Annotated in this window: 11 protein-coding genes; 1 reads left to right on the top strand and 10 read right to left on the bottom strand. The window is 68.3% G+C overall.

Annotated features, from left to right (window positions below; genetic code table 11):
* Positions 1-3: 3 nt before the first annotated feature.
* The 5 genes from NC7_RS03540 to dnaK all read right to left on the bottom strand — a co-directional run bounded on the left by NC7_RS03540 (position 4) and on the right by dnaK (position 5,659).
* The gene (locus NC7_RS03540) at positions 4-1,173 is read right to left on the bottom strand and encodes a globin domain-containing protein (RefSeq protein WP_067978668.1); all 1,170 of its coding nucleotides are present in this window, start codon (positions 1,171-1,173) and stop codon (positions 4-6) included.
* A gap of 408 nt (positions 1,174-1,581) precedes the next feature.
* Positions 1,582-1,929: a heat shock protein transcriptional repressor HspR gene (locus NC7_RS03535; RefSeq protein WP_051719453.1), complete on the bottom strand. Its 348-nt coding sequence runs from the start codon at positions 1,927-1,929 to the stop codon at positions 1,582-1,584.
* 125 nt (positions 1,930-2,054) lie between these two features.
* A complete protein-coding gene (dnaJ, locus tag NC7_RS03530; RefSeq protein WP_067978664.1) occupies positions 2,055-3,230 on the bottom strand; it encodes a molecular chaperone DnaJ in 1,176 nt (391 codons plus the stop codon).
* Positions 3,231-3,251: 21 nt separating this feature from the next.
* Positions 3,252-3,815, bottom strand: coding sequence for a nucleotide exchange factor GrpE (gene grpE / locus NC7_RS03525; RefSeq protein WP_067978660.1), 564 nt, complete (start codon positions 3,813-3,815; stop codon positions 3,252-3,254).
* Positions 3,812-5,659 (bottom strand): molecular chaperone DnaK, encoded by a 1,848-nt coding sequence (gene dnaK / locus NC7_RS03520; RefSeq protein WP_067978658.1) that lies wholly within the window; start codon positions 5,657-5,659, stop codon positions 3,812-3,814. The genes grpE and dnaK overlap by 4 nt, the downstream gene beginning before the upstream one ends.
* Before the next feature lie 198 nt (positions 5,660-5,857).
* Between dnaK and NC7_RS03515 the strand changes: the two genes are divergently transcribed.
* Positions 5,858-6,451 (top strand): Uma2 family endonuclease, encoded by a 594-nt coding sequence (locus NC7_RS03515; protein WP_067978654.1) that lies wholly within the window; start codon positions 5,858-5,860, stop codon positions 6,449-6,451.
* 2 nt (positions 6,452-6,453) lie between these two features.
* On the opposite strand, the gene NC7_RS03510 is transcribed toward NC7_RS03515, so the two are convergent.
* The 5 genes from NC7_RS03510 to NC7_RS03490 all read right to left on the bottom strand — a co-directional run bounded on the left by NC7_RS03510 (position 6,454) and on the right by NC7_RS03490 (position 14,596).
* Positions 6,454-8,232 carry a dynamin family protein gene (locus NC7_RS03510; protein ID WP_067978652.1) on the bottom strand — a complete coding sequence of 593 codons (1,779 nt, stop codon included), beginning with the start codon at positions 8,230-8,232 and terminating at the stop codon, positions 6,454-6,456.
* A gap of 9 nt (positions 8,233-8,241) precedes the next feature.
* The gene (locus NC7_RS29470) at positions 8,242-10,497 is read right to left on the bottom strand and encodes an IniB N-terminal domain-containing protein (RefSeq protein WP_067978649.1); all 2,256 of its coding nucleotides are present in this window, start codon (positions 10,495-10,497) and stop codon (positions 8,242-8,244) included.
* Between the two features lie 167 nt (positions 10,498-10,664).
* On the bottom strand, positions 10,665-10,982 hold the full coding sequence (locus NC7_RS03500; protein WP_159372835.1) for a transposase: 318 nt from the start codon (positions 10,980-10,982) through the stop codon (positions 10,665-10,667).
* A gap of 66 nt (positions 10,983-11,048) precedes the next feature.
* Positions 11,049-12,596, bottom strand: a complete 1,548-nt coding sequence (locus tag NC7_RS03495) for a dynamin family protein (protein ID WP_067978643.1) — start codon at positions 12,594-12,596, stop codon at positions 11,049-11,051.
* An 86-nt stretch (positions 12,597-12,682) separates the two neighbouring features.
* Positions 12,683-14,596 (bottom strand): dynamin family protein, encoded by a 1,914-nt coding sequence (locus tag NC7_RS03490; protein ID WP_084457913.1) that lies wholly within the window; start codon positions 14,594-14,596, stop codon positions 12,683-12,685.
* Between the last annotated feature and the right edge of the window lie 6 nt (positions 14,597-14,602).

Here is a 14,602-nt window from a genome sequence, read left to right as displayed (position 1 = left end):
GGCTCAGAACAGTGGGTCGTGGCGGATGGATTTGGCTTGGGTGCCTGCGGCCATGAGGCGGAACTTGGTGGTTTGGACCATGGAGGGGGAGCCGACTATCTGGACGTCGCGGTCGGCCCAGGAGCCGAAGGCGGCGACGACCTTGCCGATCTGGCCGGTCATCCGGGGTTCCAGGCCGGGGAATTCGACCTGGGGTTCGCCGGAATCGTAGTACCACCAGGGGTTTTCTTCGTTTTCGGTGACGGGGGTGACGGTGAGCCATTTGTTGGCGAGGGCCAGTTGGCTCAGGACCTGGAGGTCGTAGAGGTCGCAGGGGTGGTGGCCGCCGACGAACAGGTGGACCTTCGGGTTCACCCGGCGTTGGGCCATCGCCATGATCTGGGCGCGCAGGGGGGCGATGCCGGTGCCGCAGCCGATCATCAGCATCTTGCGCTTGGTGTTACGCGGTACGCCGAGACCGCCGAGGGGGGCGCCGAGTAACCACTGGTCACCGACGGCGGTGTGCGACACGATCGCCGGACTCACCCAGCCGCCGAGCACACTGCGGATGTGGAATTCGATCTCGCCGTTGCTGTTCGCGGGATTCGCGGGTGACAGATAACGCCACATGCGCGGACGCGAGGGCACCTGCACACTGATGTACTGGCCCGCCGCGTACTCCATCGGGTTCTCGAGTTGCAACCGGACGATCGACAGATTGCGCAGCACCTCGCGGCACTCCACGACGGTGCCGGTCCACGCGGCGGGGCTGGTCTCCTTGTCGGCGGCGCCGATCATCGCACCGCTGATGTTGGCCAGGCCCTCGTCCCAGGCGGCGGCGACCTCGTCGGTCCACATCTCGTCGCCTACGCAACCTCGGATCGCCGACTTCAGCGAATTGGCCACCGCCACATAGTGGGCCGGTTGCACGCCGTACTTGCGATGGTCGCGACCCAACTGGGCGAGGAACGGCAACAGCTTGTCGGGTTCCTCGAGCCGGTCGAGCGCGTAGGAGATCGCGTGGACGAGGCGGTCGCGCTGGGCATCCATGGCGGCCGGGAAGAAATCGCGGACACCGGGGTAGTCCGTGAACAGGATCGAGTAGAACGACCTCGCCAGTGTCTCGGACCCACCCTCTTCCGCAGCAACCGCCTTGAACGTGGTACGGATCAAAGCGACAGTCCGCGAATCCATATGTGTCACAACCTCGTTTCGCCATCGAACGCTTGCCGCGCCGGCGAGTGACGGGCTGGGAGGACACTCGTCAGCAGCCGATGCGAGAAGTCTAGGCGAGGTTTGCCAGCTTAGGAATCGTACTCTTAAACATCACGCATGTAATTCTGACAAAACTGGATACAGACCAAGCGGCACGCCAAAGAAACAGACTTAGAGCCCGTGAATGCGGCGTGGATGTGACCGATTGGGCCCGTAATTCGGACGTCCTCGCCGCGCGCTACTGCTTCCGAACGGCAAGATCGAAAATAAAGAGGTTGCTGGAAGGTCACCAGCCGATCGCCGGGGATTGACCAGCGCACGAAAGAGCCCCCGGCCCGCAACCGCCGTGGCGGACAAGCGAACCGGGGGCTCGAGGAAACGAGTGCCTCAGCGGCGATGACGTGGCTGCCACACCACCAGCGCGGTACTGCGTTGCGGCGGAGACAGATCGGGCCGGTAACCAGCCCGCAACCGCTCCAGCTCCGCGCTCATCTCCTCGACGCGCTGCTGCAGCGCCTCCACCTGATTGGTGAGCTCGATGATGCGTTTGATGCCCGCGAGGTTGACACCTTCGTCCTGCGACAACCGCTGCACCTCACGCAACAGCTCCACATCGCGCGCCGAGTACCGACGTCCGCCACCCGAAGTGCGTTGCGGGGTGACCAGACCCAGCCGGTCGTAGGTACGCAACGTCTGCGCGTGCATCCCCGCCAACTGAGCCGCCACCGAGATCATGAAGAACTCGGCACGCGCGGACGAACCCGACGCGGACTTCGGATCCTGATTCGCGCCGCTCCCGACGCCCTCCGTGGTCACGCTGCGCTACCTCCTCCGGGCGCTGAACTCGCTACGCGGGAACATCAAGCACCCGCCCATCCCGCACGCGGGTCGAAACCGCCCGCTTTCTCCGCCTCCTGGTACCGCTTCAAGGCCTCGGTGGCCTCCGCGTCGAGAGCCTGCGGAACCGCGACTTTCACCGTCACCAGGAGATCACCCGCACCACCGGCCGGGCCACGCTTGGGCACACCCCGGCCACGTACCCGCAGGATACGCCCGTCGGCGGTACCCGGAGGCACCTTCACACCGACCCGGCCGTCCAGCGTGGGCACCGAAACGGTTGTCCCGAGCACCAATTCGGCATAGCTCACCGGCAGCACCAGGGTGAGGTCGTCGCCCTGACGGCCGAAGACCTTGTCCTGGCTCACGTGCACCGTGACATACAGGTCACCCGACGGCGCGCCGCGCAGGCCCGCCTCACCCTGACCGGCGAGCCGGATCTTCTGCCCGTCGCTGACCCCGGGCGGGATGCGAACGGTGATGGTTCGGGTGCGGTTCTGGATGCCGGTGCCCGCGCAGTCGGTGCACGGGTCGTCGATGATCGAGCCGGTGCCTCGGCAGTCGTCGCACGGTTCGCTGAAACCGAACGCGCCCTGATTGCGGCTCACCACACCCGCGCCATTGCAATGCGGGCACACGCGCGGGCTGGTGCCCGGCTTGGCGCCGCTGCCGTGACACGTGGTGCACGGTGACGGGCTCGTCATCCGCAGCGGAACGGTGACACCCTGCGCCGCCTCGCGGAAGCCCAGCGTGGTCTCGGTTTCCACATCGGCGCCACGGCGCGGACGGCTCGACGCGCGTCCACCCCGGTTGAACAGGCCGCCGAGGATGTCACCGAGGCCACCGTCGCCCGCACCGGCAGTGCCGGGCTGGCCGAAGATGTCACCCAGGTTGAACTCCTGCGAGAAGCCGCCGCCCGCACCGGGAGTGAAGCCGCCGCCGTAGCCGCGACCGCCACCACCGGCGAACAGGCGCCGCGTCTCGTCGTACTCCTTGCGCTTGGCCGGATCCGACAGCACCGCGTTCGCTTCGCTGACGGCCTTGAACCGCTCCTCGGCCTTCGTGTCACCCGGATTGGAGTCCGGGTGCAGGTCACGCGCGAGTTTGCGGTAGGCCTTCTTGATCTCGTCCTGCGACGCGCCGGAGGAGACACCCAGCTCCTTGTAGAAGTCCTTCTCGATCCACTCCCGTTGACTCACCGGGCATCTCCTCCTCTCGCGTTATTCGCTATCGGCGTCGGCATCCGAATCCGATGCCCCCGCGGTCTCGGCATCGGTTACCCCGACCATCGCGTGCCGAAGCACCCGATCGCCGAACCGATAGCCCTTGCGCATGACCACGCCGATCACCGGCTCCGAACCCGAACCCTCGTGCTGCACGGCCTCGTGCAGCGTGGGGTCGAACGGGTCACCGACAGCACCGAATTCGACCAGGCCCTGCTTGGTGAGCGCGGTCTCGAGCTTGTCGGCCACCGACTTCAACGGGCCGGAATCCAGATCGCCGTGCGCCCTGGCGCGGTCCAGATCGTCGAGCACACCGAGCAGTTCGGTGACCACGCTCGCCTTGGCCGCGTCGATATTGGCCTGGCGATCGCGCTCGACCCGGCGGCGGTAGTTCGCGTACTCCGCGGTCAACCGCTGCAGGTCGGCGGTGCGCTCGGCGAGCTCGTCGCTCTCCGGGGCAGCCTCGGGTTCGGCGTCGGGGGCGGGCGCCGCTTCCTCAGCGGCGTCCGCGTCCTCGACGACGTCGGCGATCAATTCCTGTTCGGAGCTGGCCTCGGTCACTTCTTCTCCGTATCAACCGGCTCGTCGACAACCTCGGCGTCGACGACCTGGTCGTCGGCCGCGTTGTTCGGGCCCGCACCATCGGTGGACTGTCCCTCGGCCGCGCTGGCCTCGTACAGCGCCTGGCCCAGCGCCTGCGACTCGGTGGCCAGCTTCTCCACGGCGGCCTTCACGGCCGCGATGTCGGTGCCCTCGAGCGCCTTCTTGGCGTCGGCGATGGCCTCTTCGACCTTCGACTTGGTGTCGGCCGGGACCTTGTCCTCGTTGTCGGAGATGAACTTCTCGGTCTGGTGCACCAGCGACTCGGCCTGGTTGCGGGTCTCGGCCTCCTCGCGGCGGGCCTTGTCCTCGGCGGCGTGCGCCTCGGCGTCCTTGACCATCCGGTCGATCTCTTCCTTGGACAGGCCGGAGCCGTCCTGGATCTTGATCTTGTTCTCCTTGCCGGTGCCCTTGTCCTTCGCGGTGACGTGGACGATGCCGTTCGCGTCGATGTCGAAGGTGACCTCGATCTGCGGCACGCCGCGTGGGGCCGGGGGCAGGCCGGTCAGCTCGAAGGAGCCGAGCAGCTTGTTGTGCGAGGCGATCTCGCGCTCACCCTGGAACACCTGGATCTGCACCGACGGCTGGTTGTCGTCGGCGGTGGTGAAGGTCTCCGAGCGCTTGGTCGGGATGGTGGTGTTGCGCTCGATGAGCTTGGTCATCACGCCGCCCTTGGTCTCGATACCCAGCGACAGCGGGGTGACATCGAGCAGCAGAACGTCCTTGACCTCACCCTTGAGCACACCGGCCTGCAGAGCGGCGCCGACGGCGACGACCTCGTCCGGGTTCACGCCCTTGTTCGGCTCACGGCCGCCGGTCAGTTCCTTGACCAGCTCGGAGACGGCGGGCATACGGGTGGAGCCACCGACGAGCACGACGTGGTCGATGTCGGCCACGTTGATGCCCGCGTCCTTGATGACGGACTGGAACGGGGCGCGGGTGCGGTCAAGCAGATCGGATGTGATCTTCTGGAACTCGGCGCGGGTGAGCTGCTCGTCGAGGAACAGCGGGTTCTTGTCGGCGTCGACGGTGATGTAGGGCAGGTTGATCGAGGTGCTCTGGCTGGAGCTCAGCTCGATCTTCGCCTTCTCGGCGGCCTCACGCAGACGCTGCAGCGCCATCTTGTCCTTGGTCAGGTCGATGCCCGAGCTGGCCTTGAACTTGTCGACCAGCCAGGTGACGACGCGCTCGTCCCAGTCGTCGCCACCGAGGTGGTTGTCACCGGAGGTCGCGCGGACCTCGACGACGCCCTCACCGATTTCCAGCAGCGAGACGTCGAAGGTGCCGCCACCGAGGTCGAAGACCAGGATGGTCTGTTCCTTGTCGCCCTTGTCCAGGCCATACGCCAGCGCGGCCGCGGTGGGCTCGTTGACGATGCGCAGCACGTTCAGACCGGCGATCTGACCGGCTTCCTTGGTGGCCTGACGCTGGGCGTCCTCGAAGTAGGCGGGGACGGTGATGACCGCGTCGGTGATCTCCTCACCGAGGTAGGCCTCGGCGTCGCGCTTCAGCTTCATCAGCGTGCGCGCGGAGATTTCCTGCGGGGTGTACTTCTTGCCGTCGATCTCCACGGTCCAGTCGGTGCCGATGTGGCGCTTGACCGAGCGGATGGTGCGGTCGACGTTGGTGACGGCCTGGTTCTTGGCAGGCTGACCGACGAGAACCTCACCGTTCTTCGCGAACGCGACGATCGACGGAGTGGTGCGCGAGCCTTCCGAGTTCGCGACGACGACCGGCTCGCCGCCTTCCAGCACGGAGACGACAGAGTTCGTGGTCCCGAGGTCGATTCCGACCGCACGAGCCATAGTGGGTTCCTCCTGATAATTGACGACAACTCCCAGCAACGCTGAGCGTGATGCACTCAATCCTGCCTGTCGGCTCCGCCGGGCGTCAACCCGAACTTGAGTGACATGCGCTCAACATCGTTGATCTGCACAACCAGCAGCTGCGACGATTCATTCCCGCCACCCGAAAAATTTTTCCCCACCAGGTAGCCTGAGGCCATGACCGCCGCGCGCCCACTCGAACCCATCCAGGGGCGCATGGTGCTGCTACCGACCCCGCCGCCGGGCGGCTTCAGCGCGGCCGATCTTCCTCGTCTGATAGAAGTTGTCGATGCGCGCTTCGAGCTCCTCGACGGTGAAGTCGTGATGATGGCGCCTGCCACGCAGTGGCACGACGAAGCGATGGACGTTCTCAAGTACGCGCTGCGCGCGGTCGCGCCCGCCGATGTCGTCATCACGACGGAGAAGGGCATCAATCTCGGGCACACAGTGCCCGAACCCGACGTCCTCGCCGTCGCACGGCAAGCCGTCAGCGCGGACTCCCTGTATTTCGACCCGGTCGACGTGCAGCTCGCCGTCGAAATCGTTTCCCCGGGGACCAAGACCAAGGATCGCACCTTGCGACCCGCCCAGTACGCCGAGGCGCACATCAGGCACTTCTGGCGAGTCGAGAACGAGCGGTCGGCAATGGTGATCTACACCTTCGAACTGCTCCCGGAGGGCGGATATGCACCGACCGGCGTCTACCGCAGCCGACTTCGACTGGACCGGCCGTTCGCGATCGACATCGAGATTCCGGCTGTCACCTGGTAGGTCTATCCCGACGGCGGCGCGAGAGCTGGGGCAGCCGAGGTGCGGAGGGCGGCTATGGCGGTGAGTTGGTTTTGGAGGGCGGCCGTGCGTTGGGCTCGGTGGGTTGCCTCGGAGGTTGCGGCCTCCTGGGCGGCGGTGAGGGACTCGTCGATGGAGCGGAGGCTGCGTTCGGCGATGCCCGCGTAGTGGTCGCGTAGGGCGCGGTGGATGCGGTGGACGCGGTCGCGGGAGTCTTTGCCCGCCTGGAAGGCCACGTCGTCGAGGAAGCGGCGGACGGCGTTCTTGGCGTCGGTGCGGCGGCGGGTGAGGCGGGCCTGCTTGTCGTCACGGTACGCCTTGCCGCCCACGAGCATCCCCGCGCCGAGGGAGATCGGGTTCAGGAGGGCGAGTCCGGCGAAAGTGGTCGCGAGACCGACCATCAGGACGCCGCCGTAGGAACCGCGCATACCGACCAGGACCTTCGACACGACACCGATGTCGGGTTCGAGGTCACCCAGGGTGCCGGTGCCGTGGGCGGTACCGGACTGGTCGAGGACGGGCAGGTCGACGGAGCCGAGTTCGTGGAAATGTTCCGCCACCCGTTGTGCCAGGGTGTCCGCTCTGGCGTGCGCCCACAGTAGGTTGTCGCCGAGCGCGGAATCGACTGTGCCGGTGAGCCATTCGGTGATCGCTCCCCAGTGACGGCCGGGGTCGTGGTCGTCGATCCACTCCTCGCCGGTTCGGGCGATCTCACGCAGCCGCTCGCGCAGGTCGTGGTCGACGTCACCGGCCAGATCGGTGATGCCGTCGGCGAGGGTCTGCTGCCACGCGGCGGTACGTCGATGCAGCTGTTGGGCACGGGTTTTGGCCGACCGCAGTTCGGCGACCGCGGCGGCCGCTTGCCTCGGGTCACGCAGGGCGACGAGTTCGCTACCGAGCGCTAGCGCCAGATGCTCTGCGGCCGAGGACATCTCACGAGAGATCGTGGCCCGGGTCGCGGCTTCGTCGCGGGCGACCACCTGTTCACGCAGGAACTGGTAGAGCAGGCCGTAACCGGACTCGGCACCCAGTTGGGCGTCTTGCAGGCGCAGCGCGTGGGCGCGCAGCAGCGCCGAGATCGGGAGCAGGGGTAGGTCGAGGTTCGCGGTGCGCAGGTGCTCCCGGTCGGCCTCGAAGACCTGGCGCCAGTGGGGGTACAGGTCGGTCTTCGACATCAGAACCGCTGTGGCCGAGCAGAGTTCGGACGCCTGACGCAGGAAGGTGAGCTCCGGTGCGGTGAGCTCGGTCGAGGCGTCGGAGATCAGCAGGAGCGCGTCGGCGGCGGGGAGCATTTCCAGGACACCGAGGGTGCCCGCGGTGGTTCGGGCGCCGATGCCGGGGGTGTCGATGAGGACTATGCCGTCGGCGAGCAGGTCGGCGGGCAGGTACACGTCGATGCGCAGGATCTGTTTGCCCGCCGCGCAGCGGTGATCGACCGTCGCGAGATCGGCGATCGGGAACTCGACCCGCTCCTCGCCGGAAGACGCTGTGGCCAGCACCAGTTCGGCGCGCGGCTGCGGCGCGTACGCGAGCACCATCGGGAAACGGGTGGTGCTGTCGTCGCCGACAGGACAGATCTCGACACCGAGCAGCGCGTTGACGAACCGGCTCTTGCCCTGATCGAGCCGGCCCGCGACGACGATCCGCCGCCGCGGGTCACGCACCCGGACCGCCGCCGTTTCCAGGCGGGCGACCAGGTCGTCGCGACCCGCGGCGCGGGCCGCGGCGACGGTGTCGTCGAGAGCCGACAGCAGTGCATCCATTGCCGTGGACTACAGGGCTTCTGGGGTGTCGAACGTGTTTTCCGTGGCGGTGAACGGGTTGTCGAGCAGGCCCGTTCCGCCGGAGAGCGGGGAATCGTCGAGAGCCGGGCCGAAGGCGCCGTCCACGTCGACGGTGGACCATGTGTCGGCGGCCGAGGTGAAATCTATGGTCGAGGTGGGTTCGGACGTGGTGAGGTCCATGGAGGTCTCCGAGGTGAAGGTGGTATCGGTCGCCGCGGTGGTGAAGCCGCTGGTCGCACCGAGGGTTTCCGAACCGGTGGACGAATCGGCGTTCGGCGCGGGTTGGATTGTCGAGCCGAGACCTGCGGCTACGCCGGTTTCGGTGGACCAGTCGGCGGTGGTGCCGAGGCCGAGTTCGAGGCCTGTGGAGGTGGTCACCTCGGTGGTCGCGTGGAGCGAGCCTGCCGCGTCGGCTGTCGCGCCGAGGGCCGCGTCGGCGGTGGCGGTAATGCCTTGGGATGCATGTGCTGCGACATCGGCTGCCGTATTCGTAACGAAACCGGCTGTCGCGCTCGTCGCGAAACCGGCTGCCGCATCGGCGTTCGTGGCGAAACCCGCTGCCGCATCGGCGTTCGCTGCGGCATTGGCGGCGGCGGAGGCATCGAGGCCGGGGGCGATGCTGCCGAGGCCGGTGGTGATGGCGGTCGAGTGCGCGCCTACACCGGTCAGTGTCGACTCGAGGGCGGCGGTGACGTTCGTCGCGCCGACCAGTGCGCCTTCGAAATCGGCATCGCCGACCGACGTGGTGGAGAAGGCGGTGCTGAGGGCGGTTTCGAGGCCGGTGGCCGGGGCGACCGTGAAGGGGGCGCCGAACGAGGCAGCACCGGAGGACAGACCGGCCGCGATCTGAGCACCCAGATCGGCGCCGACCTGGACGGTGCCCGCGTTGTCGAGGCCGAGTCGCGTGGACGAAACCACGGCTCCGGTCAGCGAAGTCGCCGCAGCGGCGTCGGCGGCGGCCTGCAGACCGAGGGCGGTCGCACCCGACAGTCCGGTTTCGAGGCCGGTGGTGATCGAGGTGCCCAGTCCAGCAGCGTTTTCCGTGAGTCCCGCAGCGGTGTCGAGACCCAGCGAGCCCGCAGCGGACAGGCCTGTTTCGATCCCTGATCCAGCCGAACCGGTGAGGCCTGCACCGATTTCCGAGGCCATCGAGGTGGTGGCGACGAGGCTCGACGACAGGTCGGCGGTGGTGCCGAGGGCAGTGGAAGTGTCGAGGGCGGTCAGGGATGTGCCGAGCCCTGCGGCGACACCGGTCACGGTTCCGAGAGCGCTCGTCACGCCCACCCCGATGCCCAGGTCGGCTGCGGCGCCCAGGTCGGCCCCGAGGCCAGCCGTGGTGGCGGCGAGTTCGGTTGTGGTGGCGGTGGCGGCGCCGAGGACGGTGTTCGAGGTCGCGGCCAAGCCGGTGGTCAGGTCGGTGGCGGCGTCCAGACCGGCTCCGACAGCGGCAGATACGTCCGGCGCGGAAGTGAAGCCACCACCGACAGCGGCATCGAGACCGATCGCCGAATTCGCGGCCGCTTCGGCAGCGAGACCGAGGTCGGCGGCTCCGTCGGCGACAGCGCCGAGAGTCGCGTCTACGGCGGTGGATACGCCAGTCGCCGCGTTGAGGCCGGTGCCTACTGTCGCGTCGAGGCCGGACGTCAGGTCTACGGCGAGGCCGCCAGCGACAGCCGCATCGAGGCCAGTCGTCACATCGGCTACCGCGCCGACGACCGTGCCGAGGCCGCCACCGACGGCCGCGGAGACAGTGGTCGCCGCGGTGAGGGCGGTGGCTACCGTCGCATCGAGGCCGGATGTCAGGTCTATGGCGAGGGCGGCGCCGACAGCCGCATCGATGCCTGTCGTCAGGTCGGTTGCGGTGCCGACGGCGGTGGCGAGGCCTGCGCTGACGGCTGCGGAGACATCGCTCGCGGCGGTGAGGTCGGTTGTCAGGGCGGTGGAGATGTCTGGGGTGAGGGTGGTGTCGAGGTGGGTGGTTGCGGCGGCGGTGGTCGCGGCGGCGAGGGATGTGGTGGCGGCCACAGTTGTTGTGGCGGCGGCGGTGTGGAGGGCGGTGAGGGTGGAGGTGCAGTCGGTGGAGAGGGCGGCGGCGATGGCGGGGGCGGCGGCCGCGATCTCGGCGGGGGTGGCGGGGATGTCCGCCTCGCACAGGACGTGAACGGGGTTGGCGCAATAGTTTGCTGCGGCTTCGGGATCGCGCAGCAGGTTCAGGATGAACTCGAGGATCGCGGTGGGTGTCATTCGGGTCAGCTCCTCCAGATCGGGGCTTGCGCCGGATCCGTACTCGTCTGTCGGTGGGTGTTTTTCACGCTTGGCCATGCGAGTGTTCGGAAAGCTAGTCCGATTCCGCAACGAAATCGTTACCGATGAAGAGTGTGACTTTTTCGGAGCCGAAAAACCGGTGTCTCCTAAAGATTTCGCGACACCCAGGTGAGGTTTCCCGCGTCGTCGGCCAGGGCGGCCAAGGCGGTGAGCAGACGGTCCCATGTGCCGTCGGCCTGGTAGCGGCGCTGGCGTTTCCAGACTGTCTGCCAGGGACCGAATTCGGCGGGTAGGTCACGCCAGGCGATGCCGGTACGCAGCCAGAACAGCATTCCCTCGACGACGAGACGGTTGTTCGCGAAATCGCGTCCGGCGCGACCGGCGGAGGTGGGCAGCAGCAATTCGAGCAGCGCCCACTGCGCGTCCGTCAAGACCCGGGACGGGTCGCCGATCGTCGTCGTCACGGCGGAATCATGCCGCATCGACCAGACGAAAGCCCAATCGATCGGCGAAATAATTGGGAGACACGATCAGCCGGGTAGCTGGGAGAGTGCTCCCTCGACACTGCGCACCGCGGTGAGGCATGCCTCGACCGTCGTCTTGTCGATCAGCGGGTGCCGCGATCTGGTGCGCCACTTGCGCGCTGCCTCGAGGGCGTGCGCACGCATCGTCGCCGGGTCGGTGTCGTCGGGCAGGCCGAGGCGCACGTGCGGGGCGACCCCGGCGCCGCCGACCAGGCGAAACAATTCGGCGAGGTCGTCGGGCGGCAGCGGCAACTCGTCGGCGCGCAACCGGCCGAGCAGGCGCAACTCGGCGAAACCGTGCACGTCGGCGAGCAGGGTGCGCACGCGCGGCAGCAGCTCGTCCGCGGCGGAACCGGGGTTGGCGGTGATCACGCGGTCGAGGGTGGTGAGCGCGGAATGGGCCTTGAGCTGTTCGGCGCGCTGACCGAACTGCACGTCAAGGACCCTGCGCAGCTCGTCGATGCCGCTGCGGGCACTGAGCTCTGCCGACAGCGCCGCCGCGTCACGCACGCCGGTGCGCACGAGTTCGGTGGCCATCCGCACACCGAACATGCCGAACCGGTCCAGCAGTTGGGCCCGGACCAGCGGCGACACCGGCAGGTCGACATCGGGGCGGGAGAACCGGTCGGCCGAGAGCATCGCCAGCTCGAGGGTGTCGGCGGGCAGTCCGGCCAGCGCCTGGAACGCCGCGAACTCGGGCTGGGTGAGGGTGGCGGCGGCGAAGGCGAGCAGCCCGGCCACCGGGATCACCGCCTGGCACAACCCGGTGCGTTCCAGCTCGGTGGCGAAACGTGACGCCACCTCGCGCGCCGAATGCAGGGCGTTGATGTGGCCCGCGCTGATCTCGTCGGCGCGCGAGACCACCCCGACCACACCGAGCGGTCCGGCCGGACCACCGGAACCGATCTGCTCGAGGAAGTGCACGTCGGTGGCGTCGAGGCGGCGCAGCAGGTAGACCACCGCGTCGGCGCCTGGCACGCGCAGTGCGTCGGTCTCGACATCGGCGGGGGTGAGCAGACGCATCGTCCGCTCCGACACCTCCCGCGACAACGACGACGTGCCAGGGGTATCGATGATGGTGGTGCGCGACAGCTCGGCCGTCGGCCACCGCACCTCGAGATGGTCGACGGCGTGCGCGCCGGTGGGCTGCCAGCGCAGACCCGACAGTTCGAAGGTGAGACCGTGCGCGCCCGCGCCCCGCCGCACGGCCACGTTCGCCGACGCGCCCCCGGCCGCGAACGCGGTCACCGACGGGGTGGTGCCGTTGCGATACCAGGTGACCACGCGGGTGCACTCGGTCGCGTCGGTGGGCGCGATGCTCTGCCCGACCAGGGCGTTGAGCAGCGTCGACTTGCCCGCCTTGATCGAACCGGCCAGCGCGACCCGCAACGGTTGACGCAACCGCTCGGCGCACTCGTCGAGCAGCTGCCGGGCGCCGGGATCGCGCAGTTCCCGCGCGGCGGCCTCGACGAGCCGATGCGCCTCCCCCGCGCCGATCGGGACCGCGGCGGGGCCGCCACCGGAAATCGGAGATTCGGGCCGATGGTGTCTCATCGGCGCGCGGCCTCCCCTTCGACCCACGCGGCGAGCATCATGGCTTCACTTAAACACACCCTCGCGCGTCGGGGCGAACACAGCGTTCACCTGGGCCGTCGACCGTCCTCGGCGGGCACCGGCCGCACCCCCGGCGACGGTGCCGAATACGAGCGTTGCCGACCCGACGACGAGGTGAGCTCGAGCATGCCGTCGGCATACCGACGCAGCTCCGCGACCCGGACCAACTGGTGTTCGAGTTCGCCGCGCCGCCCGGAGCGGCTGTTCACCGCCGAATTCGCGGCGTCCTGCGCGGCCTTCAGCGAGGCGTCGATCGAGCGGAGGCTGCGTTCGGCGACACCGGTGAAGTGATCGCGCAGGGCGCGGTGGATGCGGTGCATGCGGTCCTTGGCCTCCTTGCCCGCCTGGAACGCGACATCGTCGACGAAGCGTCGCACCGCCGCCTTGGCCTCGGCGCGTTTGCGGGCCAGCCGCAACTGCTTGTCGTCCTTGTAGGCCTTGCCGCCGACCAGCACGCCCGCGCCGATGGAGAGCGGATTCAGCAGGGCCAGCCCCGCGAGGGTCGAGGCGAGACCGACCATCAGCACGCCGCCGTAGGAACCTCGCAGGCCGACGAGCACCTTGCTGGTGACGCTGATGTCGGGTTCGAGACCGGCCAGGGTGCCCGCCGCGGCACCCGTGCCCTCGGCGTCCATGGCGTTGTCCACGTCGGGCAGGTCGACCGCGCTGGCCTTGCCGAAATGCTCGGCGACGCGCTCGGCCAGCGTTTCGGCCCTGGTGTGGGTCCACAGCAGGTTGTCGCCGAGGGCGGTGTCGACGGTGCCGGTGAGCCATTCGGCGATCGCCTGCCAGTGCCTGCCGGGATCGTGGTCGTCGATCCAGTCCTCGGCGGTGTGGGCCACCGCGCGCAGGCGTTCGCGCAGGTCGTGGTCGATATCGCTCATCAGATCGGTGATGCCGTCGGACAGGGTCTGCTGCCAGTAGCCGGAGCTGCGGCGCAGGTCCTCGGCGGCGGTGCGGGCGCGTTGCAGTTCGCGGATGGCGTCGTCGGAACGTTCGGGATCGCGCAGGGCGATCAGTTCGCTGCCGAGGACCAAGGCGAGATGTTCGGCGGCCGAATGCAGCTCCCGCGCCACCGCGGCCCTGGTCGACACCTGGTCGCGGGCGACGACCTGTTCCTTCAGGAACGCGAACAACGCGCCGAAACCGGATTCGCGACCGAGCTGGGCATTGTTGGTGCGCAGCGCGTGCGCACGCAGCAGCGACGACACCGGCAGCATCGGGACCTCGAGCCCCGACCGCGCGATGTGCACCCGGTCGGCCTCGGCGACCTGACGCCAATGCGGATACATGTCCACCTTGGTGAGCAGCACCGCGACCGTCGGACACAGCTCCTTGACCTGCCGCAGGAACGACAGCTCGGGTTCGGTGAGTTCGGTGGAGGCATCGCTCAGCAGCAACACCGCGTCGGCGGCCGGAACCATGCCGAGCACGGCCGCCGAATAGGCACTGCTGTGCCCGCCGACACCCGGGGTGTCGACCAGCACGATGCCCTCGCTGAGCAGCTGATTCGGCACCGCCGCCTCGATCCGGGCGATCTGACGGCCCTGCGCGTACGGGCTGCGGGCATCGAGCGAACCGATCTCGTCGAACGGCACCTCCACCCGCATCTCGCTCGCGCCCGGCGCGGTGAGTACCAACTCCGCGCGCGGGACGGCACCGTACTCGAGTTGCAGCGGAATGGTCGTGGTCTGGTCGTCGCCGACGCGACACACATCCAGTCCGAGCAGCGCGTTGACGAAACGACTCTTGCCCTGTTCCAGCTGACCGGTCACCACGATCCGCCTGCGCGGATCCCGCACCCGTTGCGCGACCGCCTCCAACCGGACGACCAGGTCGTCGCGGTCGGCGGCGCGCGCCGCCTCGATCGTGTCGCCGAGCACCGTCAGCAGCGGGGTCGCTGCTGACGGTGCGGCCGACGTCTTCGCCGGAGTCGTCATGGCGTC

It is taken from the genome of Nocardia caishijiensis NBRC 108228, assembly GCF_001612825.1.
Lineage (GTDB): Bacteria > Actinomycetota > Actinomycetes > Mycobacteriales > Mycobacteriaceae > Nocardia > Nocardia caishijiensis.
This window is presented reverse-complemented; position numbering and strand designations above follow the sequence as displayed.